The organism is Streptomyces sp. NPDC030165 (genome assembly GCF_055573595.1).
In genome coordinates, this window is sequence record NZ_JBVIBD010000001.1 from 622,183 (window position 1) to 645,182 (window position 23,000).

At 73.0% G+C, this 23,000-nt stretch carries 18 protein-coding genes and 2 pseudogenes; 12 read left to right on the forward strand and 8 right to left on the reverse strand.

The annotated features are described in order from the left end of the window. Nucleotides 1-125 precede the first annotated feature (125 nt). The 5 genes and pseudogenes from ACZ4Z1_RS02845 to ACZ4Z1_RS02865 form a co-directional block, all read right to left on the reverse strand. A pseudogene (locus ACZ4Z1_RS02845) lies at nucleotides 126-272 on the reverse strand (imine reductase family protein); the annotation flags it as partial. Between the two features lie 15 nt (nucleotides 273-287). Beyond that, entirely contained in the window at nucleotides 288-680 is a 393-nt protein-coding gene (locus ACZ4Z1_RS02850; protein WP_468484760.1) for an NAD(P)-binding domain-containing protein, read from the reverse strand. 134 nt (nucleotides 681-814) lie between these two features. Continuing rightward, the gene (locus ACZ4Z1_RS02855) at nucleotides 815-1,585 is read right to left on the reverse strand and encodes a class I SAM-dependent methyltransferase (protein WP_468484761.1); all 771 of its coding nucleotides are present in this window, start codon (nucleotides 1,583-1,585) and stop codon (nucleotides 815-817) included. A 10-nt stretch (nucleotides 1,586-1,595) separates the two neighbouring features. Continuing rightward, nucleotides 1,596-1,824, reverse strand: a pseudogene (locus ACZ4Z1_RS02860) (MFS transporter); the annotation flags it as partial. A 3-nt stretch (nucleotides 1,825-1,827) separates the two neighbouring features. Further along, entirely contained in the window at nucleotides 1,828-3,321 is a 1,494-nt protein-coding gene (locus ACZ4Z1_RS02865) for a CitMHS family transporter (protein ID WP_468484762.1), read from the reverse strand. A 292-nt stretch (nucleotides 3,322-3,613) separates the two neighbouring features. On the opposite strand from ACZ4Z1_RS02865, the gene hmgA reads away from it, so the two are divergent. The 3 genes from hmgA to ACZ4Z1_RS02880 all read left to right on the forward strand — a co-directional run bounded on the left by hmgA (nucleotide 3,614) and on the right by ACZ4Z1_RS02880 (nucleotide 6,676). Next, nucleotides 3,614-4,939 carry a homogentisate 1,2-dioxygenase gene (hmgA, locus tag ACZ4Z1_RS02870; RefSeq protein WP_468484763.1) on the forward strand — a complete coding sequence of 442 codons (1,326 nt, stop codon included), beginning with the start codon at nucleotides 3,614-3,616 and terminating at the stop codon, nucleotides 4,937-4,939. Nucleotides 4,940-4,987: 48 nt separating this feature from the next. Further along, on the forward strand, nucleotides 4,988-5,737 hold the full coding sequence (locus ACZ4Z1_RS02875; RefSeq protein WP_468484764.1) for a GntR family transcriptional regulator: 750 nt from the start codon (nucleotides 4,988-4,990) through the stop codon (nucleotides 5,735-5,737). A 69-nt stretch (nucleotides 5,738-5,806) separates the two neighbouring features. Next, nucleotides 5,807-6,676 (forward strand): poly-gamma-glutamate hydrolase family protein, encoded by an 870-nt coding sequence (locus ACZ4Z1_RS02880; RefSeq protein ID WP_468484765.1) that lies wholly within the window; start codon nucleotides 5,807-5,809, stop codon nucleotides 6,674-6,676. A gap of 52 nt (nucleotides 6,677-6,728) precedes the next feature. On the opposite strand, the gene ACZ4Z1_RS02885 is transcribed toward ACZ4Z1_RS02880, so the two are convergent. Next, nucleotides 6,729-8,090 carry an MFS transporter gene (locus tag ACZ4Z1_RS02885; protein ID WP_468484766.1) on the reverse strand — a complete coding sequence of 454 codons (1,362 nt, stop codon included), beginning with the start codon at nucleotides 8,088-8,090 and terminating at the stop codon, nucleotides 6,729-6,731. A gap of 171 nt (nucleotides 8,091-8,261) precedes the next feature. Here ACZ4Z1_RS02885 and ACZ4Z1_RS02890 point away from each other — a divergent pair, with 171 nt between their 5' ends. Beyond that, nucleotides 8,262-9,536, forward strand: coding sequence for a type ISP restriction/modification enzyme (locus ACZ4Z1_RS02890; protein ID WP_468484767.1), 1,275 nt, complete (start codon nucleotides 8,262-8,264; stop codon nucleotides 9,534-9,536). Nucleotides 9,537-9,593: 57 nt separating this feature from the next. Further along, nucleotides 9,594-10,799: a CaiB/BaiF CoA transferase family protein gene (locus ACZ4Z1_RS02895; RefSeq protein ID WP_468484768.1), complete on the forward strand. Its 1,206-nt coding sequence runs from the start codon at nucleotides 9,594-9,596 to the stop codon at nucleotides 10,797-10,799. Nucleotides 10,800-10,830: 31 nt separating this feature from the next. Here ACZ4Z1_RS02895 and ACZ4Z1_RS02900 read toward each other — a convergent pair whose 3' ends face one another. Next, nucleotides 10,831-11,094, reverse strand: coding sequence for a hypothetical protein (locus ACZ4Z1_RS02900; RefSeq protein ID WP_365843115.1), 264 nt, complete (start codon nucleotides 11,092-11,094; stop codon nucleotides 10,831-10,833). A 383-nt stretch (nucleotides 11,095-11,477) separates the two neighbouring features. Between ACZ4Z1_RS02900 and ACZ4Z1_RS02905 the strand changes: the two genes are divergently transcribed. Then, on the forward strand, nucleotides 11,478-13,004 hold the full coding sequence (locus ACZ4Z1_RS02905) for a serine/threonine-protein kinase (protein WP_468484769.1): 1,527 nt from the start codon (nucleotides 11,478-11,480) through the stop codon (nucleotides 13,002-13,004). A 47-nt stretch (nucleotides 13,005-13,051) separates the two neighbouring features. Here the strand turns inward: ACZ4Z1_RS02905 and ACZ4Z1_RS02910 are convergent, their stop codons facing one another. After that, nucleotides 13,052-13,858 carry an SGNH/GDSL hydrolase family protein gene (locus ACZ4Z1_RS02910; protein WP_468484770.1) on the reverse strand — a complete coding sequence of 269 codons (807 nt, stop codon included), beginning with the start codon at nucleotides 13,856-13,858 and terminating at the stop codon, nucleotides 13,052-13,054. 449 nt (nucleotides 13,859-14,307) lie between these two features. Between ACZ4Z1_RS02910 and ACZ4Z1_RS02915 the strand changes: the two genes are divergently transcribed. The 6 genes from ACZ4Z1_RS02915 (at nucleotide 14,308) to ACZ4Z1_RS02940 (ending at nucleotide 22,977) form a co-directional block, all read left to right on the forward strand. Beyond that, nucleotides 14,308-14,814 (forward strand): hypothetical protein, encoded by a 507-nt coding sequence (locus tag ACZ4Z1_RS02915; protein WP_468484771.1) that lies wholly within the window; start codon nucleotides 14,308-14,310, stop codon nucleotides 14,812-14,814. 1 nt (nucleotide 14,815) lies between these two features. Further along, on the forward strand, nucleotides 14,816-15,913 hold the full coding sequence (locus ACZ4Z1_RS02920; RefSeq protein ID WP_468484772.1) for a GNAT family N-acetyltransferase: 1,098 nt from the start codon (nucleotides 14,816-14,818) through the stop codon (nucleotides 15,911-15,913). Nucleotides 15,914-16,300: 387 nt separating this feature from the next. Then, on the forward strand, nucleotides 16,301-17,116 hold the full coding sequence (locus ACZ4Z1_RS02925; protein ID WP_468484773.1) for a glycosyltransferase family 2 protein: 816 nt from the start codon (nucleotides 16,301-16,303) through the stop codon (nucleotides 17,114-17,116). Further along, complete coding sequence (locus ACZ4Z1_RS02930; protein WP_468484774.1) at nucleotides 17,113-18,246, forward strand: glycosyltransferase family 2 protein; 1,134 nt, start codon at nucleotides 17,113-17,115, stop codon at nucleotides 18,244-18,246. The genes ACZ4Z1_RS02925 and ACZ4Z1_RS02930 overlap by 4 nt, the downstream gene beginning before the upstream one ends. Beyond that, entirely contained in the window at nucleotides 18,243-19,055 is an 813-nt protein-coding gene (locus ACZ4Z1_RS02935; RefSeq protein WP_468484775.1) for a polysaccharide deacetylase family protein, read from the forward strand. Before ACZ4Z1_RS02930 ends, ACZ4Z1_RS02935 begins: the two co-directional genes overlap by 4 nt. Next, nucleotides 19,048-22,977 (forward strand): lipopolysaccharide biosynthesis protein, encoded by a 3,930-nt coding sequence (locus ACZ4Z1_RS02940; RefSeq protein WP_468484776.1) that lies wholly within the window; start codon nucleotides 19,048-19,050, stop codon nucleotides 22,975-22,977. The genes ACZ4Z1_RS02935 and ACZ4Z1_RS02940 overlap by 8 nt, the downstream gene beginning before the upstream one ends. Nucleotides 22,978-23,000: the final 23 nt, after the last annotated feature.

Genomic DNA, 23,000 nt, shown 5'->3' on the forward strand with positions numbered 1-23,000 from the left:
CGAGATCAACCCCCCTCTACCGCCACAGGCCACCCACCACGTGGCGGGGGTACACGGGAAGGGGGGCCCAGCGGCCCCGGGGGGGGGGGGGGGGGGCCCCCCCCCCCCCCCCGCTCCCGTACGCCTCAAGCCGACGCCTCGCGCATCGTGCCGGTCCCCCGGACGAACTCCGCCTCGCCGTGCCCCGCGGCGATCGTGCGGTCCGTCAGCGCCTTGAGCGCGTCCAGTACGCCGGTGCCGACGCCACGGTCCCGGGACGCCTCGATGATGTGCCCGACACCCGCCGCCTAATTCCTAATTCCTTGGTAGCAGCCCGTGCCGGGCCCGGCGGCCCACTCGGCAGCGCGCCGGGAGCGCTGCGTGGTGCCGGAGGTGAGGTTGACCAGGACCCGCCCGGCGAGACCGGCGCCGACCGGTTCCAGGATGCGGTGGGCGGCCTCGTAGTCCAGGACGCAGACGACGACCAGCGGGCTCGCGGCCACCGCCTCGGCGACGCTCGCGGCCCGTAGGGCGCCGCGGCCGGCCAGTTCGTCGGCCTGGTGCGGCGAGCGGTTCCATACGGTGGTGGGGTGCCCGGCCTGGAGGAAGGCGCCGGCCGGCGCCCGGCCCGTCGCGCCGAGGCCGAGCACGGTCACCGGGGTCTTCTCCGCGGCGCCGGTGGTGGGGGGGGTGGTTGCCATGGTGGCTGCTCCGACGGCTGGGCGGACCGGCCCGCTGCCGGGCCCGTCTGGAGCCACCACCCTGCCGAGGCGCGCTTCGGGTTCACTTCGGGCCCTGAGTCCGCTTCGGGCCCGGCCGGAAGCAGACCCGGAGGTCAGCACCGGGCCGTCAGCAGGGGCTGGAAGTAGCCGCCGGCCTCGGGCTCGTGCCACGCCAGGCGCTCGAATCCGGCGGCCGTGACGAAGGCCGTGACCTGGTCCCGGGTCAGGGCCCACGAGGTCGCGCGGCGGCTGCGCACCTCCCAGGTGCCGCCGCGCGGCAGCAGCTGGATGAGGTCGAAGTCGTAGTGCTCGCCGTCCTCGTGCCATTCCCACAGTTGCAGCGTGACGGCCCGGCCGCCGTCGGGGGTGCGGGCGACGCGGGGCGGCAGGACCTCCCAGCGGTCGCGACGGGCCTCCTCGTACGCGCGCATGCCCAGCAGGAGCTGGCCGCCGGGGCGCAGGACCCGCCGCATGGCACCGAGGGCGGCACGGACGTCCTCGGGGGTGTCGAGGAGCGCCAGGGAGTTGTCGGCGCACACCACCGCGTCGAACAGGGCGTCGGCGAAGGGGAGCCGGCGCATGTCGGCGGCGGCGGTCGGCAGGTGCAGGCCGCGGGCGGCCGCTTCGGCCGTGGCGCGGGCCGCCGCGACCGGGCTCAGGTCCGTCCCCGTGACGGCGTGGCCGGCCGCGGCCAGGCCGATGGCCTGCGTACCGATACCGCAGGCGCAGTCCAGCAGAGTGTGCGCCCGGTCGCCGAGCGCGGCACGTACGTACGCGTCGAGGGCGCGGCCCTGCTGGGCGACGGCGGTGGACCAGTCCGGGTACAACAGGTCGTAGGTGGGCGCGAGTTGGTTGAAGAACTGTTCCAACGGCGGGTCGGGCATGGGGTCACGATAGCGGGACGCAGCGGCCGTGGCCGGTGCGGCGGCCGGGCGGTACGGCCACCAGCAGCGGCAGCAGCGCGTACACCGCCGTGATCACGCCGACCGCCCCGTTCGTCGGCGCCCAGGGCGAGCGCCCGGTAGGAGACGGCGGGCCGGGCCATGCTCACCGCCGCCTGGACGAAGGAGAAGGTGATGACCAGGCGCGGCAGCCGGCCCCGGCCGGGCGTCGCGGCGCCCACGGGTCAGATGATCCCGTACAGCAGGCCGGCGGCGAGGACGACCAGGGAGGTCAGCACCGCCCATTTCACGGTGAAGCGGGTGTGGTCGCCGAATTCCACCTTGGCCATGCCGACGAGGACGTAGACGGCGGGGACGAGCGGGCTGGACATGTGCAGGGCCTGGCCGACGAGGGAGGCGCGGGCGATCTCCAGGGCGCCCACGCCGTGCGCGGCGCCCGCCTCGGCGAGGATCGGCACGATGCCGAAGTAGAAGCCGTCGTTGGACATGAAGTACGTGAGCGGGATGCTCAGGACGCCGGTGACGATGCCCATGTGCGGGCCGAGCGCGTCCGGAATGCCGTCGACGAGCCAGCGGGCCATGTGCTCGACCATGCCGGTGCCGGTGAGGACGCCGGTGAAGACGGCGGCGGCGAAGACCATGCCGGAGACGTTCAGGACGTTTTCCGAGTGTGCGGCGATCCGGGCCTTCTGGTCGGCCATGTGCGGGAAGTTGACGGTGAGCGCGGTGGCGGCGCCGAGGAGGAAGAGCACCGGGATGGGCAGCGTCTGCAGGACGAGGAGGACCAGCAGCGTGACGGTGAGGGCGGCGTTGAACCAGTAGAGCCTGGGGCGCAGGGTGGCGCGGTGCGGGTCCAGGCCCTGGAAGTCGTCGTCGGTGCCCGGGGCCGCGTCGCCGGTGCCGGTCTCCGGGTGGGCCGTACCGCCGCCACCGGCCGTCGCCGTCGCGGGGCGCGCCTTGGCCGTACGCAGTGCCGCCGTACGGAGGACGGTCGTACGGACGCGGGCTCCGAAGCCGCCGGTCGCCGCGGCGAGCACCGGCTCGCCCGCCGCCTGCCCGGGCACCGTGCGCTCGGTCGCCGTGACCGCGTCGTCGAGCGTGAGCAGGCCGAGCCGCTTGCGCTCACGGCGTCCGAGGACGTACGCGAGCAGGAAGACCGCGACCAGGCCGGTGGCCAGCGCCGGGACCATGGGCACGAAGATGTCGCCGGCGTCCAGTTTGAGGGCGGTGGCGGCGCGGGCGGTCGGGCCGCCCCAGGGGACGGTGTTCATCACGCCGTTGGCCGTGGCGGCGACGCCCGTCATGACCACCAGGCTCATCTTCAGGCGGCGGTAGAGCGGGTAGAGCGCGGAGACCGTGATCATGAAGGTGGTGGAGCCGTCGCCGTCGAGGGAGACGATCGCGGCGAGCAGCGCGGTGCCGACCACGACCCGGACCGGGTCCGCCTTGCAGAACCGCAGGATGCCCCGGACGACCGGGTCGAACAGGCCGACGTCGATCATCACGCCGAAGTAGATGATGGCGAACATCAGCATCGCGGCGGTCGGCGCCAGGTCGCCCACGCCCTTGAGGACGTACTCGCCCAGGTGCGCCCCCTTGCCCACCAGGACGCAGAAGAGCGCGGGGATCAGGATGAGCGCTGCCATCGGCGACATCTTCTTCGTCATGATCAGCACCAGGAAGGTGGCGATCATGACGAATCCGAGGATTGTCAGCATGGGGGTACCTCACGTTCGCCCTTGAACACCGCCCGGGACGGCGGTCGAGGTGACGTTAGGTGGCCGAATCTTTCGTTAACAAGGTCTTGACGCGCGAGCAATACGAGCAAAACAACAGGCTGTGAGAGCGGTGTGCGCGCCGTCGCCCGGCCGGTCCGGTGGCCGGCGCGTCCACGGAGCGGCACCGTGTACGCCCCCGGACGTGGCCGAGAGTCTCCGTTGACGGGCCGGGCCCGCAATCCTAAGGTCCTCCATAGGATTGCTGGATCCCCTTGAGCGGCGGGAGCACGCGATGACAGGCACGGGCAACGAGCGGGCGAGAAAGACGGCCGAGGGACTCGCGTACTCCTCGGGCTTCGGCAACGAGCACAGCTCGGAGGCGGTCACCGGCGCCCTCCCGGTGGGCCGCAACTCCCCGCAGCGCGCGCCCCTCGGGCTGTACGCGGAGCAGCTCAGCGGTTCGGCCTTCACCGAGCCGCGCGCCCACAACCGCCGTACGTGGCTCTACCGCGTCCGCCCGTCCGCCGCACACCCCGCGTTCGCGCGGGTGGACAACGGCGCGCTGCGCGGCGCCCCCTTCACCGAGACCGAACCCGACCCCAACCGCCTGCGCTGGAACCCGCTGCCCGCGCCCGGGATCCCCACCGACTTCCTGGCCGGACTGTGGACCCTGGGCGGCAACGGTGACTCCACCCAGCGCACCGGCATGGCCATCCACCTCTACCACGCCAACTCCTCCATGCAGCGCCGGGTGTTCAGCGACGCGGACGGCGAGCTGCTGATCGTGCCCGAGCACGGCGGCCTGCTGATCCGCACCGAACTGGGCCTGCTGCGCGCCGAACCGGGGCACGTCGCGCTGATCCCGCGCGGCGTCCGCTTCCGCGTCGAACTGCTCGACGCCACCGCCCGCGGTTACGTCTGCGAGAACTACGGGCAGCCCTTCCAGCTCCCCGACCTCGGCCCAATCGGCGCCAACGGCCTGGCCAACGCCCGGGACTTCCTGGCGCCGACCGCCGCCTACGAGGACGAGGAGGGCCCCTTCGAGGTCGTCAACAAGTTCTGCGGCAATCTCTGGAAGGCGACGTACGACCACTCGCCGCTGGACGTCGTGGCGTGGCACGGCAACCACGTCCCGTACGTCTACGACCTGCGCCGCTTCAACGTCATCGGCTCGATCAGCTACGACCACCCGGACCCCTCGATCTTCACCGTGCTCACCTCGCCGTCCGACACCCCCGGCCTGGCGGGCGTGGACTTCGTGGTCTTCGCGCCGCGCTGGCTGGTCGGCGAGGACACCTTCCGGCCGCCGTACTTCCACCGCAACGTGATGAGCGAGTACATGGGGCTGGTCGAGGGTGCCTACGACGCCAAGGCGGAAGGTTTCGTCCCGGGCGGCGGCTCGCTGCACAACATGATGTCCGCGCACGGCCCGGACCGGGAGACCTTCGACCGGGCGAGCGCGGCCGAGCTGAAGCCGCAGAAGATCGACGACGGGCTGGCGTTCATGTTCGAGACCCGCTGGCCGGTCACCCTCACCGCGCAGGCGGCGGGCGCCGACCACCTGCAGAGCGGCTACGACGGTGTGTGGCAGGGTCTTGAGCGCCACTTCCGTCCCTGAGAGCACAGGCTCTGACCGGGAACCGTCCGGCCCTGACACGGAGTCGTCGTGACCACCTTCGCCCCCGACTCACTGGACCTGAACCGCAAGCTGCCGCTGTGGTACCAGGTCTCGCAGTCGCTGCGCGCGTCCATACTCGGCCGCTCCCCCGGCGCCCCGCTGCGCCTGCCGACCGAGGACGCGCTCGCCGCGCACTACGGCGTGAGCGTGCTGACCATGCGCCAGGCGCTCAAGGAGCTGGAGACGGAGGGGCTGATCAGCCGGCACCGCAGGCGCGGCACGTTCATCGAGCCGAGCGCGCGGCGCGGGGCGCCCGTGCGGCTGCTCGGTTCGGTGGACGCGATCGTGGCCCAGCAGTCCGGTATGCGTACCGAACTGCTGGGGCACGGCACGGACGCCGTGCCGCCCGAGCTGGCCGAGTACTTCCCGGGTCTGGCGGAGGTGGCCACGTACCGCAGGCTGCGCAGCGACGCGAAGACCGGCGAGCCGACGAACCACGCACGCAACTTCCTGCACCCCGACGTCGCCGCCCGCGTGGACCCCGCGGACCTGGAGCGCTGGCCGATGACGAAGGTGCTGCGGGACGCGGTGGGCGTGGCCATCAGCCGGATCACGGACACGGTCGAGGCGCGGCTGGCCGACCCGGAGACCGCCCGGCTGCTCCAGGTGCCGCTGCTCAGCCCGATCCTGCACTACACGGGCATCACGTACGACCAGGAAGGCCGGGTGGTGGACGTCGCCCTGATCCACTACCGGGGCGACCGGTTCTCCTTCACGGTGACCCTGGACGCGCACTGAGCCGGGCCCGGAGCGCGGTGACCCACCCCGGTGTGAGCGCCGGCGGCGCGGCAGGTGAAGATGTGTGACATGTCACCCATCAACCGTCGTACTGTCCTCACCGCCGCACTCGGCGCGGCAGCCATCAGCAGCGCCCCTCTGGTGACGGGCATGGGTGCCACTCCGGCCCGTGCCACGTCCGACAAGGACGTGTACGACACCAACACGGATCTGTACAAGAAGCTCTCCGGTCAGGAGGGCATCCAGTTCGCGCGCCGCTACAGACGGCACGAGCTGCTCGACAACGAGCGGGGAGAAAGACACCCGTACCACCGCACGACGATCATGGCGCTGCACGGCGGCGGCATCGAGAAGGGCACCTCCGAGCTGTGCCTGGGCATAGCGGGCTACCTGCCCCACACCCTGGCGGCGCTCTTCCCGGGCGAGCCGGTGTACGACTACTGGATGTTCGAGGGGCTGCGGCTGCCCAGCATGAACCTGGGGTCCAACCGCGACCTGCACGTCACCGCGAAGCACTGCGACGACCATGTCGCGCTCTCCATGGCGGCCTCCAGCCTCAACGTCCTGAGCCTGCACGGCTGCACCGCTGAGCAGGCCGGAGTACGCAGCGGCCAGGACCCCAAGGTGGTCGTGGTCGGCGGCCTGAACGCCGCCTTCAAGAAGCTGCTGCACGAGGAACTGGGCAAGCACTTCAAGACGGTGGACGGCGACGACTTCCCGGACCTGGCCGGAGTCGACCCCGCCAACCCCTGCAACCGCACCATGCTCGGCAAGGGCGGCCAACTGGAACTCAGTACCGAACTGCGCGCGTCCTTCTTCGACAAGGACACGATGGACGGGCGTCCCGGCAGCACCAACGAGGAGTTCAAGAAGTTCGCCGGCGCGTGCCGCAAGGCGATCGCCCGCCTGGAGACCCGCTCGGACCAGGTCATTCTCTGAACACCGCGGGCGGTGACGGTTCGCCGTCCCGCCCGCCTTTCGGAACGCTCCCTCAGATCCGTTCCAAGCTGCGCCCCGTGCTGCGCGGCCCCAGCAGCGCCACATCCAGGCACAGCAGCACCATCAGTACCGCCGACCCCATGAAGACGGCACCGGGCCCCAGGTCCGCCAGCACGGTCAGCGCGACGAACGGCAGTATCACCGACGTGAGCCGGGACAGCGAGTAGGCGATCCCGATGGCGCTGCTGCGCAGACCGGTCGGGAAGATCTCGGTCTGGTACACGTGGAAGGCGTTGGAGAAGACGTTGCTGCACACGGTCAGCGCGAAGCCGGCGCTCACGATGAGCCAGCCCGCGTCGGCGAAGCCGAACACCGGCCCGCACACGGCCATGCCCAGCGCGGCGGCGATGATCAGCGTCTTGCGCTCGATCCGGTCGATGAGCGGCACGGACAGCACCGAGCCGAGCGGATAGCCGCAGAAGCTGAGGGCCGCGTAGCTCAGCGACGCGGTGACGGTATGGCCCTTGGCGGTCAGCACGACCGGCGCCAGCGACCCGAAGCCGTAGTAACCGACGGTCTGCAGGACCTGGAAGATCCACCACATGACCGTACGGCGCCGGTAATCCCCGCGGAACATCTCGCCCAGCGGGACGCGGCGCTGCGGCACCTCCGCCGCCACCGCGACCGACGGCAGCGACCCTCCGGTCTCCCGCGCCACGCGCTCCTCGATGTCCGTGACGATCCGCGCCGCCTCCTTTTCGCGGCCGTGCACGGTGAGCCACCGCGGTGACTCCGGCAGCCGGGCGCGCATGAGCTGGATGAACGCCGCGCCCAGCGCGCCCGCCACCAGCAGCCAGCGCCAGCCCTCGACACCGAACAGCTCACGGGTGGCCACCAGGCGGGCGCCCACGAAGGCGGCCACCGGCACGCCGAGGAAGCCGAAGGTGTAGGCCCAGGCGATGTAGCGGCCGCGGACCGCGCGCGGCAGGAATTCGGCGAGGTAGGTGTCCACCAGGACGAGTTCGGCGCCGAGGCCGAGCCCGGCCAGGAAGCGCAGCGCGATCAGCCACTCGGCGTTCGGCGCGAAGGCGCACAGCAGCGAACACAGGGAGTACGCGCCCAGGTTGACCAGGAACATCCGGCGCCGCCCGAACCGGTCCGCGAGCACCGACAGCACATTGGCGCCCACGAACATGCCGAGGAACCCGGAGGCGATCACCCAGGACTCGGCCGTGTGGTCCAGCTGCCACCGCTCGGCGAGCACCGCGGCCAGCACCCCGCCGAGGAAGATCTCGTAGAGGTCGAAGAAGGCGCCGATGCCGACGGTGAGGGTCAGGCGGCGGTGCCAGCGCGACGGCGGCAGCCGGTCCAGCCGGGCTCCCGCCCGCGCCCCGGCGAGCTGCGTGGCGGTCATGGCGCTCCTCCCGGCGGACGGCGGCGGCACGGACGCACGACCGGGCGGGGACCGGGCGTACGGCCTGGACCGTACCCGGCGGTGATCACGCGCGAAAGACCGCCTCCGGCCGCCGCCGTTACGATGCCCCCAGCGAAACCGGCGCACCGAAGGTCCAGGGAGGGCGACCGCGTGACGGTGACACAGGCCGCGGGGAACGGCGGCGGCAGGCTCGCGGCCGCACCCCGGCTCGATGACCTGATGCCCTGGTCGGTCGCGCCGCTGCGGCTCGGCCGCGGCTGGGTCATGGCCCCGGACGCCGCCTCGCTGCGGGCCCGCTGGGCGGCGCTGCACGAGGCCGGGGACGACGCGGCGCGCGAGCGGCTGTTCCGGCCCAGCCGCGCCCGTACGCTGCGTACGGCCGTGCCTCAGCTGCCCGGCCAGGCCACGCCCACCGGGCGGCTCGCGCACACCGGCGGGCCGTGCCCCGATCCGGTACGTGTCCTGCACGGCCCGTACGACCAGCAGTGGCTGCTGCCCGACCACCGGCTGATCGACGGTGCCCGGCCGGAGTTGTGGCGGGTCGCGGACGGGCGGCAGGTCTTCGTGGTGGAGCTGGGGCACGTACCGCAGACGGAAGGGCCGGCGCTGGTGGCCTCCGCGCTGCTGCCGGACGGCAGGTCGCCTGCCGGGCGCCCCGGCCGTATCCGCCCGCTCTACCGGCGGCCCGGCGGCAGCGAGCCCAACCTCGCCCCGGGTCTGGCGGAGCTGCTCGCCCGGCGTCTGGACCGGCCGGTCGGCGCCGCCGAGGTGCTGGCCTGGACGGTGGCGAGCGCCCGGCCCACGCCGTCCGGCGCGGTGCTGCCGCTGACCGCCGACGCCGGGGTGTGGGAGGAGGGTGTCGGGCTGGGCGAGCGGCTGCTGTGGCTCCAGACGAGGGGCGCGCGGGGTGACGGGACGGCGTACGGGGCGCGCGCCGGTGACCGTCCCCGGATGCCCGGCGGCCGGCGGCCCTACGTACGGGCCCCGCTGCCCGCCCGCGGACTGCCCGACGCGCTCTCCTACCTGCCGGACGAGGAGGCGCTGCTCCTCGGTCCCGGCCGGGTCTCCCCCGTGCCTCCGGCGGCCTGGGAGGCCGAGGCGGGCGGAGTGCGGGTGCTGGAGGCGTGGTTCGAGCGCCGTACGGCTCCGGCGGCCGAGCCGGGGAGCCTGGAGGCGGTGCGGCCCGCCGCCTGGCCCCAGGAGTGGACCACCGAACTGCTGGAGCTGGTCACGGTGCTGGCGCTGGCGGCCGAACTGCGTCCGGCGCAGGAGGACCTGCACCGGCGTACGGCGGAGGGGCCGCGCGTCGAGGCCTCCGAGCTGCGCGCGGCGGGGGTGCTGCCGCCGCCGGCCGCGGCCCGCCGCCCGGCCTCCGTCCTGGATCACCACGAGGAGGGTCCGGACGGGCAGTTCGCCCTGCTGTGACGCGGCCGTGCCGCCCGGGGCGTTGCCCGGCGCGCGGCGGGGGTAGGTGCTCCGACCATGGACCACACTCCGCCGCAGCCGCCGCCCCTGGAGGACATCACCGTCGTCGCCGTCGAGCAGGCCGTTGCGGCGCCGTTCGCCACCCGGCAGCTCGCCGACCTCGGCGCCCGGGTGATCAAGGTCGAGCGGCCGGACGGCGGCGACTTCGCCCGCGCCTACGACACCTCCGTACGCGGCCTGGCCTCGCACTTCGTGTGGGCCAACCGCGGCAAGGAGTCCCTGGCGCTGGATCTGAAGGACCCGCGGGGGCGCGAGTTGCTGGAACAACTTCTGGGCGACGCGGACGTGTTCGTGCAGAACCTGGCGCAGGACGCGGCGGCGCGGCTCGGGCTGGACGCGGCGGCGCTGTGCGCCCGGTATCCGCGCCTGGTCGCCGTGGACATCTCCGGCTACGGCCCCGACGGCCCGTACGCGCACAAGCGGGCCTACGACATGCTCGTGCAGTGCGAGGCCGGACTCGTCTCGCTGACCGGGACGCCGGAGGAGCCGGCGAAGGCGGGCATACCGGCGGCGGACATCGCGGCGGCGATGTACGCCTTCTCGGGTGTGCTGGCCGCGCTGCTGCGCCGCGCCACGACCGGGCGCGGCGGTCCGGTGGAGGTGGCGATGCTGGACGCGCTGGCCGAGTGGCTGGGGCATCCGCTCTACTTCGGGATGTACGGGGGCACACCGCCCGCGCGCACGGGGGTCGCGCACGCCGTCATCGCGCCGTACAACGCCTATCCGACGGCGGACGGGCGGCCGGTCCTGCTGTCCGTGCAGAACGACCGGGAATGGCAGCGGCTGGCGCGGCAGGTGCTGGAACGGCCCGAACTGGCAGAGGATCCGGCGTTCGCGACGAATGCGGCGCGGACCCGCAACCGGGACAAGACGGACCTCGTGGTGGGCGAGGTGCTGGCCGGGATGGGCGTCGAGGAAGCCGTACGGCGGCTGGAGGCGGCGGGGATCGCCTGTGCGCGGCTGAACGGGGTGGCGGAGCTGGCCGGGCATCCGCAGTTCGCGGCGCGGGACCGCTGGCGGGAGGTGGGGTCACCGGCAGGGCCGCTGCGCGCGCTGCTGCCGCCGGTCACGCTGCCCGGGAGCGCCGGGCCGGTGATGGGGGACGTACCGGCCCTCGGCGAACACACCGACGCGCTGCTGAGCGCTCTGGGTCTGACGAGCGAGCGGATCGCAGCGCTGCGCCGGGACGGTGTGGTCGCCTGAGGGACCGGGACGGTACGGCGTCGGTGATGCCTCAGCCGTGGCCGCCGAAGAGCGACCGGCGCAGCCTGCGCAGTGGTGCGAACAGCGACACCCTGGCGCCGCGGTTCGTCCTCGTGCGCCCGTGATCACGAGCGGTGAGCTCCTGCATCAACGATGTCGCGCCCTCCGTCTCCCGCTGCGGGACGGCGGGACCGCCCAGCACCGCGAGATGGCGGTCGAGCCGCGCGCTGGACGCGCCGCTTCCGCAACTGATGGCAGGCACGCGTGGCCTGCTGCGCATTGTTATCTGTTCCATGACACTCCCCACCCGTACGAGGGCACCCGGCCCGGGCAGGGTAACCCTATCTCTCTCCCGTGACACGCGCGCGGCCCGGTCACCGGCGTTCACCTCCCGCACACCGACGTTGACGCCACCATACGGATCACTGTCACCCCAGGGCGAGTTGGATGAGTACCGAGGTCGTGGGCCTGGCGGAGCCGCCGGCCGGCACCGGCGTGACCGCGCGCCGGCCCGCCCGCCCGGCGCCGCCGTGCCGAAGATCACGTACGACGGCGCCCCGCCGGCAGCGCCGCCGTCGTCCTGCCGCCCGGCTGCGGATTGCTGCTCAAGGGGGCGGCAACGACGCCGGGTTGAGGTACGTTCCCACCGAATCGCTCTATCGCGAGGGGGGCTCGTCCATGAGCGAGGGTCCTGGCAGTGCGGGAACCGGCGGCCGGCGGGGCGGCGGGGACGGCGGACGGCTGCTGGCGGGACGCTACCGGCTGGCCGACGAGCTGGGCCGGGGCGGCATGGGGGTGGTGTGGCGGGCCCGGGACGAGCTGCTGGCCCGCGAGGTCGCCGTCAAGGAGGTACGGGCGCCACGCGAACTGTCGGACCGCGAGGAACAGCTGCTGTACGCGCGGCTGGAGCGGGAGGGCCGGGCCGCGGCCCGGATCTCGCACCGCAACGTGGTGACCGTCTTCGACGTGGTGTCCGAGGGCGGGCGGCCGTGGATCGTCATGGAGCTGGTGCGCGGCCTGTCGCTGGCCGAGGCCCTGGGCGCGGAGGGCCCGATGGCGCCGGTCCGGGCCGCGGGCATCGGGGCACAGGTACTGGCCGCGCTGCGGGTCGCGCACACGGCGGGCGTGCTGCACCGGGACGTGAAGCCGGGCAATGTCCTGCTCTCCAACGACGGCCGGGTGGTGCTGACCGACTTCGGCATCGCGCGGGTGGCGGGCTCCGCCGCGCTGACACAGACGGGCGAGCTGGTGGGGTCGCCGGAGTTCCTGGCACCGGAGCGGGCGCTGGGTCAGCAGGCGGGGCCGGAGTCGGACCTGTGGTCGCTGGGCGTGACGCTGTACGCGGCGGTGGAGGGGCGTTCGCCGTTCCGCCAGGACACCCCGCTGACCACGTTGCGCGCGGTGGTCGACGAGCAGCTGCCGCCGCCGCGCCGCGCGGGTCCGCTGGCACCCGTACTGGAAGGGCTGCTGCGCAAGGACCCGCGGGAGCGCCTGGACGCGGCCGAGGCGCAGGGGATGCTGGAGGCGGTCGCGGGCAGCGGCGCCACGCCCACGGTCGTGGTGCCGCCCGGTCAGCCGCCGACGGTCACCGCCGACCGTGCCGCCACCGCGTACGGGTACGGGCCCGCGGCACCGATGCCGGTGCCCGGACCGCCGGCCGGAGCACCGGACGGGGCCACCACGACGACGGCCGCGGCCGGTCAGGAGGCCGAGCGGCGCCGGCGGCGTTCGGTGCGGCTGCTGCTGGCCGGTGCGCTGCTCGCCCTGCTGGCGGCGGGCGGGGTGGCGTACGCGCTGCTGGACGACAGCGGCACGCCGGACCGTACGCCGGGCAGTACGACGGGCGGCGGTTCCGGGGGCAGCACCGGTGACGGCGGTGGAGGCAACGGTACGGGCGGCGGCGCGTCTCCGGGACAGACGTCCTCCGGCGGCACGGCGTCCGCCACCACTGCCCCGGCCACCACGACTCCCGGCCGTACGTATCCCGGCACCACCCCGCCCGGCCACACCTATCCCCGTACCACCCCTCCCCGTACGGCCACCCGGCCTCCGACGACCGGGCACCCCACCACCACCGAGCCGACCACGCCGGCGCCCACCACCTCTCCGGGGACGGCCACGGGCGGGGCGACGGGTGGAGCCACGGACGGCGGGCAGTACGGCGGGGCGACCGGCGCGCGGGACGACGGCGGCCCGCCGACGTAGAAAAGTCCCGCGCAAGGCGGGACTTCTCCGAGGGGGCAGGGGCGGGGTCAGGCGGCGGAGCCGAAGACCGGCAGGTAGCCCTTGGACTGTCCGTTGGCGGTGGGGTGGTAGGAGTTCTCCACGGGGAGGGTCACGCTGTGCAGCCAGGGGGCCGAGGAGCAGATCTCGTGCCCGGCGAAGGTGGTGTTGACGTCCGCGAAGGTGAAGCCGTGGTCGGCGGCGCGCTTGGCGGTGACGGCGTTGATGTCGTCGGCGGCGGCGTTGATCGCGGCGCGGGACTTCTCCGAGAGGCCGACGGCGCAGGCGCCGCCGAGTTTGTAGAAGCGGGGGTAGCCGAGGACGACGACCTGGGCGGCGGGCGCCTTGCCGTCGATGGCGTCGTAGACCTGGTCCAGCTTCGCGGGCAGGGTCTGGTTGACGTACGCGCGCGCCTGGGCGACCCGGTTCAGGCAGGCGGCCTCGCCCTGGAGGGCGCAGGTGGTCATGGTGTCGGCGAAGCCCGCGTCGTTGCCGCCGATGGTGATGCTCACCAGGTCCGTGCCGGAGTTCACCGGGGTGAGCTGCCTGGCGAGCACATCGCCCGTACGGGCGCCGGAGCAGGCGGTGAAGTGGAAGGACGAGGGGGTGTGGGCGGCGGCCCACAGGGCCGGGTAGGACTTGGTGCTGCGCTTGCAGGAGCCGCTGCCGCCGTCGTAGCTGCCCGCCCCCACCCCCGAGGAGTAGGAGTCGCCGAGAGCCACGTAGTCGGTGGCCCTGGGCTGGGGGGCGGACACGGCGGCGCTCGCGCCGGAGAGCGCGAGCGCCGAGGTGACGAGGAACGCGGACGTCGTCGCCGCGCATCGGGACAGTCTCATGGAACCTCCCTGAGCAGGATCTCTGCCACTCCTGATGTAGCAGGACCCGGTCGTTACGGGAAGTGTTGACACCCATACTCACGATCACGGGTGATCCGGGTGGACGTATCGCGACATCATCATGACGCGTATATGACACGTCGTCCGGGGGCCGGACGGGCGCCGGGATTCCCCACCGCAGCGATCAGGCCACACCGTTCCCGGCGCAAGACGCCCCTCCCCCGGGCGGCGGTACCCTCCATCAGGGCGCCGCCGGTGTCCGGACCGTCCGGCAACCGCCCGAAGGTCGCCTTCGGCCCCTGCCCCGACTCCTTCGCGAACGGATCGTCACCACTGCAACCACGCGCCGGACATGGCCCGTTCACGCCTTCTTCGCGTCTTGACGGCCGCACGCCCCCTGCGCGACATTGAAGCCCGGCATCAGGCGCTTATGGGGGGCAAAGCTGCCAATGCACACCAAGAGCATCAACGGCAACGCGCCGGACGGCGGCAGAGCCGCCGGCGACGGGCCCGCCCACGGCGGTCCGGGAGGCGACGGGCCGGGCGGCCCGGCGACGGGCGCGGACGACCGGGGCGGCGGGCGGCTGCGCGCGGACTCGGCGCCCGTACTGGCCGGGGCGGCCGTGGCCGTGGGCGGCGTGGGGGCCTTCCTGGCGCTCGCCGACATCGCCTCGCCGCTGCGCGCGCCCTGCACCCTCTTCTTCCTGGTGCTGGCGCCCGCCACGGCCGTCGCCACCGCGCTGGGGCGCCTCGACCCGCTGAGCAGGGCCGTCGTCGCGGGGTCCGCGGCCGTCGCGGTGGACCTGCTCGTCGCGCAGGCCATGCTCGCGCTGCACATCTGGTCGGCGCGTGGCGGCGTGGTGGCCGTCGCCGTGCTCAGCGGCATCGTATTCCTAGGGGTCAGCGTGCGGCGCCGGCATAGCGGCGCCCGTGGACGGGGAAGTCGGACGAACTGACGTGGACATCAGCGTGTACCGCCCGGGTGAACTCAGCGGCACCGACCGGGCGGCGTGGAGCACCGTGCAGTCCCAGGCCCATCTGCTGGGGACCCCCCAGCTGGCCAATCCTTTCCTCGCACCCGAGTTCGCCCTCGCCGTCGGCCGGTGCCGGCGCGGGGTGCGGATCGCGGTGATCCGGGAGGACGGCGAGCCGGCCGCGTTCCTGCCCTTCCAGCGCTCACCGCTGGGCATCGGGCGGGCGATCGGACTGGGGGTCTCCGATGCCCAGGGGCTGGTGCACCGGCCCGGCTTCCAGTGGGACTCCCGCGAGCTGCTGCACGCCTGCGGGCTGTCGGTGCTGGAGTTCGACCACCTGGTGGAGGGCCAGAAGCCCTTCGAGACGGCGCATCTGCACAGCTTCCCCTCCCCCGTCATCGACCTGGACCAGGGGTACGAGACGTACCTGGCGTGGCTGCTGGAGAACTCCCCGAAGTTCACCCGCCGGACCCGGACCAAGGAACGCAAGCTGGGCCGGGACGTCGGCCCGGTGCGGTACGTGCACGACGAGCGGGACCCGGCGGTGCTGCGCCGGCTGCTCGACTGGAAGTCGGCGCAGTACCGCAGGACGGGGCGCAGCGACCGCTTCGCCCACCCCTGGATCGTCCAGCTCGTCGACCAGCTCTTCCACACCCGCACCGCGGCCTTCTCCGGGCTGCTGTCGGTGCTCTACGCGGGAGACACGCCGGTCGCCGCGCACTTCGGCATCCGTTCCGAGCGGGTGCTGTCCTGCTGGTTCCCCGCGTACGACCCGGCGTACGCGAAGTTCTCGCCCGGTCTGGTGCTGCATCTGCGCATGGCCGAGGGGGCCGCCGCCGAGGGGCTGGCCCATGTCGATCTGGGGCGCGGCGAAAAGCAGTACAAGGATTGCCTCAAGACGCGTGAACTGACGGTTTCCGAAGGATGGGTGTCCCGGCACCGTCATCCGGTCGCGCTGTGCCATCGCGCACACCGCGTCCCGGTGCGGGCTTTGCGCAACACGGTGGTGTCCCGGCCGGAATTGTTCGAGCCGGCTGATCGCCTCCTCAAACGGATGGGCCGAATCCGGTCGCGCGGTTGATCAGCGGACCGCTCCATATCCGCCAATGACCCAAAACGGGATACGAGGTCGAGGTATTGCCATAGAGTCCCAGTCATCAATACCGTCGTACACCACCCGCACCGGCACGTCATGCAAGGCGGCTCTAGGGGAGGGCTCAAGCGCCGCGACTGGGCCCGGGGCGGGGCGCGGTAGGGGGGTGCCGTGTCCGATCTTCACATGACGAGAACCGCGTCGATCATCGGGACACGAGCCGCGCGGCCGGAAACACGCATGCCAGCTCACCCTGTTCACCCGGCGGAAAGATCAATGCCGTTCTGAGCGGGGTGTGAACCCCCCTTTCGAACCGGATACCCATCCGGGCCGCCCGGGGGTGGGCGGTCCACCGGACGAGAGGGAAACAGACTCATGAGTTCATTTCTCCACTCCGCGGAAACGGATCAGAAGTCGTTGACACCGCTGAGCGCCGAGGGACAATACCGTCCCGTTTCCTCGCATCTGGCCATTGCTCCGCCGGTCAGTGTCGTGATACCCGCGATGAACGAGGCGGAGAATCTTCCGTACGTCTTCAAGACACTTCCGGAGTGGATACACGAAGTCGTCCTGGTGGACGGGAATTCCACCGACGCCACGGTGGCGGTCGCTCGGGAACTGCGGCCGGACGTCAAGGTCGTCGAACAGCGCGGCAAGGGCAAGGGGGACGCCCTGATCAGCGGGTTCGCCGCCTGCACCGGCGACATCATCGTGATGGTCGACGCGGACGGCTCGGCGGACGGCGCCGAGATCGTCAGCTATGTCTCCGCGCTGGTGGGGGGTGCGGACTTCGCCAAGGGCTCGCGGTTCGCCAACGGCGGCGGCACCGACGACATGACGCCGGTGCGCAAGCTGGGCAACCGGGTGCTGACCACCGTGGTCAACGCCAAGTTCGGCGCCCGCTACACCGACCTGTGCTACGGCTACAACGCCTTCTGGCGGCACTGCCTGGGCCAGATCGCCCTGGACTGCGCCGGGTTCGAGGTCGAGACGCTGATGAACATCCGCGTGGTCAAGGCCGGTCTGAAGGTGCAGGAGATCCCCAGTCACGAGTACAACCGCATCCACGGCGTGAGCAACCTGCGTGCCGTACGGGACGGGTTCCGGGTGCTGAAGGTGATACTGCGCGAGCGCAGCACGCGCCACAAGCGCCCCGCCCGCCCGGCCATGATCACGGGAGAGGCGTCTTGAGCGTCCGCGTCTCCGTGGTGATCTGCGCATACACCGAGGACCGCTGGGACGACATCCTCGCCGCGGTGGCCTCGGTGCACGACCAGTCCCATCCGGCCCACGAGACCCTGCTCGTGGTCGACCACAATCCGGCCCTGCTGGACCGGCTGAGGGAACGTTTCGCGCCATCCGGGCGGAGCGGTCCGGTACGCGTACTGGCCAACGCCGGGCCGCGCGGACTGTCCGCCGGGCGCAACACCGGCGTCGCGGAGTCCACCGGCGAGGTGATCGCCTTCCTGGACGACGACGCGGTGGCCGAACGCGACTGGCTGCTGCACTTCGCCGAGGGCTACGCCGATCCGCGCGTACTGGCCGTCGGCGGCCGGACCGAGCCGGTATGGGCCTCGGGGCGCCGGCCGGCCTGGTTCCCCGAGGAGTTCGACTGGGTGGTGGGCTGCGCGTACCGGGGGCTGTTCCCCGCCGGCGCCGACGGCCCGCACACGGTCCGCGTCCGCAACGTCCTGGGCGGCAACGCCTCCTTCCGGCGGGAGGCGTTCGAGATCGCCGGCGGGTTCGCCACCGGCATCGGCCGGGACGCCGGCAAGCGGCCGCTGGGCTGCGAGGAGACCGAACTGTGCATCCGGCTGGCCCGCGCGGCGCCGGAGGCGGTGCTGCTGGTCGACGACCGGTCGGTGATCCACCACCGGGTGCCCGCGGGCCGGGAGCGCTTCGCGTACTTCCGCTCCCGTACGTACGCGGAGGGTCTGTCCAAGGCGCTGGTGACACGCAGCGTGGGCGCGCGCGAGGGACTGTCGACGGAACGGCGCTACGCGACCAGGGTGCTCCCGGCGGGCGTCGCACGCGGCGTGCGTGACGCGCTGCTGCGGCGGCCGGGCGGCGCCGGCCGGGCGGGTGCGATCGTCGCAGGGGTGTCCGCCACCGCGTACGGCTACGCGCTCGGGAGCCTGCGGGCGCGACGCGACCGGCGGACGACGGGCAGCGGCTTCGTGGTGGTGCCCGTACCGGACGGGACGGGAGGTACGGCCCGGCACCCCACGGGCCCGCACGAACCGGCCGAGGTGACGTTCCCCGCAACTGCCCGGGCGGGTGGCGAGTCTTCGTCTCCGGGGAGTGAGGGGGCGGTGGCATGACCACACCGTGCACGGTGCCGATCCTGATGTATCACGCGGTCGCGCACGCGCCCGCGCCGACCGCGCTGGACCTGTCCGTGACACCGGAGGCGTTCACCGAGCAGATGACGGTGCTGGACGACCTCGGTTTCACCCCGCTGACCACGGCCCAGCTGGGGGCGGCGTGGCGGAGCGGCCGGCCGCTGCCCGAGCGGCCGGTGCTGATCACCTTCGACGACGGTTACGAAGGCGTGCACCGGCACGCCCTGCCCGCGCTGTCCGAGCACGGCTTCACGGCCACCCTCTTCGTCTCCACGGGGTGGCTGCGCGGCCCGTACGACACCGGGGGCGCTCTGGACACCATGCTGGACTGGGACCAGACGCGCGAACTGGCCGCCGCCGGCGTGGAGATCGGTGGCCACAGCCACACCCACCCGCAGCTGGACCAGATCTCCGACGACCGCCTGTGGTCCGAGGTCACCCGCTGCAAACAGCTCGTCGCCGACGAACTGGGTACTCCCCCGGCGTCGTTCGCCTACCCGTACGGCCATTCCAGCAGGCGGGTGCGGCGGGCGGTGCGCGGCGCGGGCTTCCGGCAGTCGCTGGCGGTCAACAACGCCCTGGCGGGACGCTGCCAGGGCCCGTACGCGCTGACCCGGCTGACGGTACGGCGCGGCACCGGGACCGAGGAGTTCGCGCGGCTGGTGGAGGGCCGGGCCGTCGGGCGGTACTTCGCCCGGGAGCGGGCGCTCACCAAGGGATACGCCGTGGTCCGCAGGGCCCGTCAGGCGGTCAAGGCAGTGGGGAAGGTGCACGGAAGCCGTGTCTGACACGACCACCCGGACCGAGCGGCGTACGGAGCGGGAACCGGCCGGGGGCGGGCGCAAGCGCCTGTTCGGCGGCCGGCTGCCCGGCGCGGACGGCGGGGGCAGCCCGCTGTTCCGCAACGCCTACGCGCTGATGCTGAACACCGGCATCTCCGGACTGCTCGGTCTGGGGTTCTGGCTGATCGCGGCCCGGTACTACACGGAGTCCGCGGTCGGCCAGGGCTCGGCGGCCATCGCCGCGATGAAACTGCTGGCGGGGCTGACCTCACTGACGCTGACCGGCGCGCTGGCCCGCTACATCCCGGTCGCGGGCCGGTCCACCGGGCGGCTGGTCCTGCGGACGTATCTGGGCAGTTCGGTGGTGGTCGCGCTCGCCGCGACGGTCTTCCTGCTCACGCTGAACCTCTGGGGGCCCTCGTACCGGTTCCTGCACGGGCCGGTCCACGGGCTGGGGTTCGTCGTCGCCGTGGTCGCCTGGTCGGTGCTGACCCTCCAGGACGGCGTGCTGACCGGGCTGCGCAGCGCGCTGTGGGTGCCGGTCGGCAACCTGGTGTTCTCCGCGGTCAAGCTGGGGCTGCTGATCGCGTTCGCCGCGGCGATCCCGCTGGCGGGCGTCTTCGTCTCGTGGGTCGCCGCCATCGGGGTGTCCGTGCTGCCACTGGGCTGGCTGGTCTTCCGCCGGCTGGTGCCCCGGCACGTGCAAGCCACCGAGCGGACCGCCCGGCCGCCGTCGCTGCGCGAGATGGGCCGCTTCCTGGCCGGTGACTACACCGGCTCGCTGTTCTCGCTGGCCGTCGTCTACCTGGTGCCGGTGCTGGTCGCCTCCCAGGTCAGCTCGGCCGACAACGCGTACTTCTACATCACCACCACCATCGGCGGCACGGTCAACCTGCTCGCCATCAACATGGGTGCCTCGCTGACCGTCGAGGGCTCGCACGACCCGGCGCGGCTGGCCGAGAACACCCGGGCCGCGCTGCGCCGGATGGCCCGGATCATGATCCCGGTCTGTCTCTTCCTCTTCGTGTGCGCGCCGTACATCCTCGCCGTCTTCGGCCAGGGGTACGCGGACGCCGCCACCCCGCTGCTGCGCTGGTTCGCGGTGGGCGCCGCGCTGCGCGTCGTGATGGAGGTCTACTTCGCGGTGCTGCGCGCCCAGAGCCGTACCCCGGGACTGGCGTACATGCAGGGCCTGCTGTGCGTCCTGGTCCTCGGCCTGACGGTGCTGCTGCTGCCGCGGATGGGGCTGACCGGCGCGGGCGTCGCGGAAATCTCCAGTCTGACGGTGATCGTCTCGATCGCGTCCGTCAAGCTGTACCGCATCCTCAAGGGGCACCCCTCCGCGCCGCTGACGCGGGCGCCCGCCGAGGGTCTGGCGCCGGACGGCGACCTGGCGGACCTGGCCGTCAACGGCGACCTGGGGGACGCCCGGGCGCCCGGCCCGGACGCCGCCGTACCGACGGCTCCCGACCGTGCGCGGGAGGCGGCGGCCGACGCGGCCGACGCACTGCCGCACCGGCCCAGCTGGGCGCAGCGGACGCTGGGGGACGTCGACACGATGCCGCTGGGGCTGCACGTGGACTTCGAGCACATGGAACGCAGGCCGGACGTCCGGCCGCCGGTGCCGTCCTGGGCGCAGGGCGAGGGGGGCGACGGTACGGAGCGTCCGGGGCCCGCGGCGCCCGCAGCGCCCATGAAGGTGTTCCGGGCGGAGCCCGCCGAGGCACCGGAGGCGGACGGGCCGCCACCGGCCCGCCCGGGCCCGGCCCCGGAAGCACCCGCCGCCGCGCCACCCGCCCCCCGCCCCACCGCGTCCGCCGCCCTCAAGGCCCGGCTCGCGGCGTCCGCCCCCTTCAAAGCCCGGCTCGCGGCGTCCGCCCCCTTCAAAGCCCGGCCGGCGGCAACCGGCCCGCTCGGCAACCGGCTCACGGCCCGGCTGAGCGACCGCCCCGACATCGGCATCTGGGCCCTGCTGATCGCCGCCCTCGCGCTGTTCTGGCTGCCGCTGCGCGGCATGGGCGACGCCGACCTTGACCGGATGGGCGGGCTCGGCCTGATCAGCGTGTTGCCCGCGGCGACCCTGCTGGGCGCCGTCCTGCTCGTGCTGGCCTTCGCGTCGGCCCTGTGGCTGTCCCGGCCGCGGCGCGCCCTGCTCACGGCCGTACTGCTCCTGACCGTGGTGGCCCTGCACGCGCTGCCCGCCGTCCTGGAGGCCGAACCGCGCTTCCCGACGGCCTGGCAGCATCTGGGCTTCCTGGACCACATCGGCCGGACCGGCACCGCCGTCCCGGACCTGGACGCGCGCTGGAGCTGGCCGGGCTTCTTCGCGGCGGCCCAGTTCCTCGCCGAGGCGTGCGGCATCACGGACTTCACCGAGGTGCTGCGCTGGTGGCCGCTGACCATCCAGCTGCTGTACCTGGCCCCGGTGTTCCTGCTGCTGAAGTCCGTACGGGCGGGCTGGCGGGCGAAGTGGAGCGCGGCGTGGCTGTTCGCGCTGTGCGGCTGGGTCGGCCAGGACTACTTCTCCCCGCAGGGCTTCACGTACCTGCTGTACCTGGTCTTCGCGGCGGTCCTGCTGGTGTGGTTCCGCGACCCGCGGGTGCTGCGCGGCAAGCGCTGGCCCGGCGAGGCGGAAGTCGCGCCGGCCGGGCGGGGGCAGCGGGTGGCGCTGCTGGCCGTGCTGGCCCTGCTGTTCACGGCGTCCGTGGCGGGCCACCAGCTCACGCCGTTCGTGATGCTGGGCGTGCTGACCTTCCTGGTGCTGGTGCGCCGTACGTCCCTGTACGGGCTGCCGCTGCTGTTCGGCATGGTCGTCGTGGTCTGGGTCGGCTTCCTCGCCGAGCCGTACTGGTCCGGGCACTTCGACGAGCTGTTCGGCGGCGTGGGCGGCATCGGCGGCAACGTCTCCTCGTCCGTCACCGGCCGGATCGGCACCGGCGACAGCACCCACAAGCTGGTGCTGTACGCGCGGGTCGCGCTGGCCGGCGGGGTCATGGCGCTGGCCTGCTGGGGCGTGCTGCGGCGGCGGGCCGCCGGGTTCTGCGAACGGTCGCTGCTGGTCCTGACCTTCGTGCCGTTCCTCGCCTTCGGCATGCAGTCCTACGGCGGCGAGATGGCGCTGCGGGTGTTCATGTTCGCGCTGCCCGGCGCCTGCGTCCTCGGCGCCCTCGCGCTGTTCCCGCGCGCCGCCGGCACCCGCCGCGGCCTGGGCCCGCTCGCCGCCCTGCTGACGGGCCTGGTGCTGGTGACCGGCTTCCTGGTGGCGCGCTGGGGCAACGAGCCGTTCGAGCGCGTCCGGCCGGGCGAGGTGGCCGCGATGGACTACGTCTACGCGCACGACCGGCCCACCGCACGGGTGCTGTGGCCCACCAACGACACGGTGAACGACGTGACCCCGGCCATGCCGTGGGGGGCGAAGGACATGGAACGGGTGCAGTACGTGCCCGTCCTGGCCCCGCGCGACCCGGTCCTGACCGACTCGGTCGTCGACGCGCTGCGCGACGCCGGACCGCACTCCTACTTCATGGTCAACCACGGCCAGGCGGAGTCGCTGCGCCTGGGCTCGGGTTACGCCGCCAGCTGGGAACAGCGGCTGCGTACCTCCCTCGACCAGCGCCCCGAACTGCGCCGCGTGATGAGCAACGAGCACGCGGCGCTGTACGAGCTGAAGCAGCAGCCGCCGGGGCCGGTGGACGAGCCGGCCCCCGGCCCGGCCGGCCCGCGCATCACGTGGACGTCGTGGTCGGTCGTCGGCGCGCTGGCGGCCGGTGCGCTGATCCTGCTGCTCGCGGCCCGCGAGGTGGTGCGGGTGGGGCTGCGGCCGAGCGTGCGCAAGCTCCGCTGGATGCAGAGTTCCTTCTGGTTCACCCTGCCCCTGCTGCTGGTCTTCCTGGTGGCGCTCGTCCAGCGGTTCGTGACCATGTCGTGAGCCGCCGCCCGACGGCACAGGAG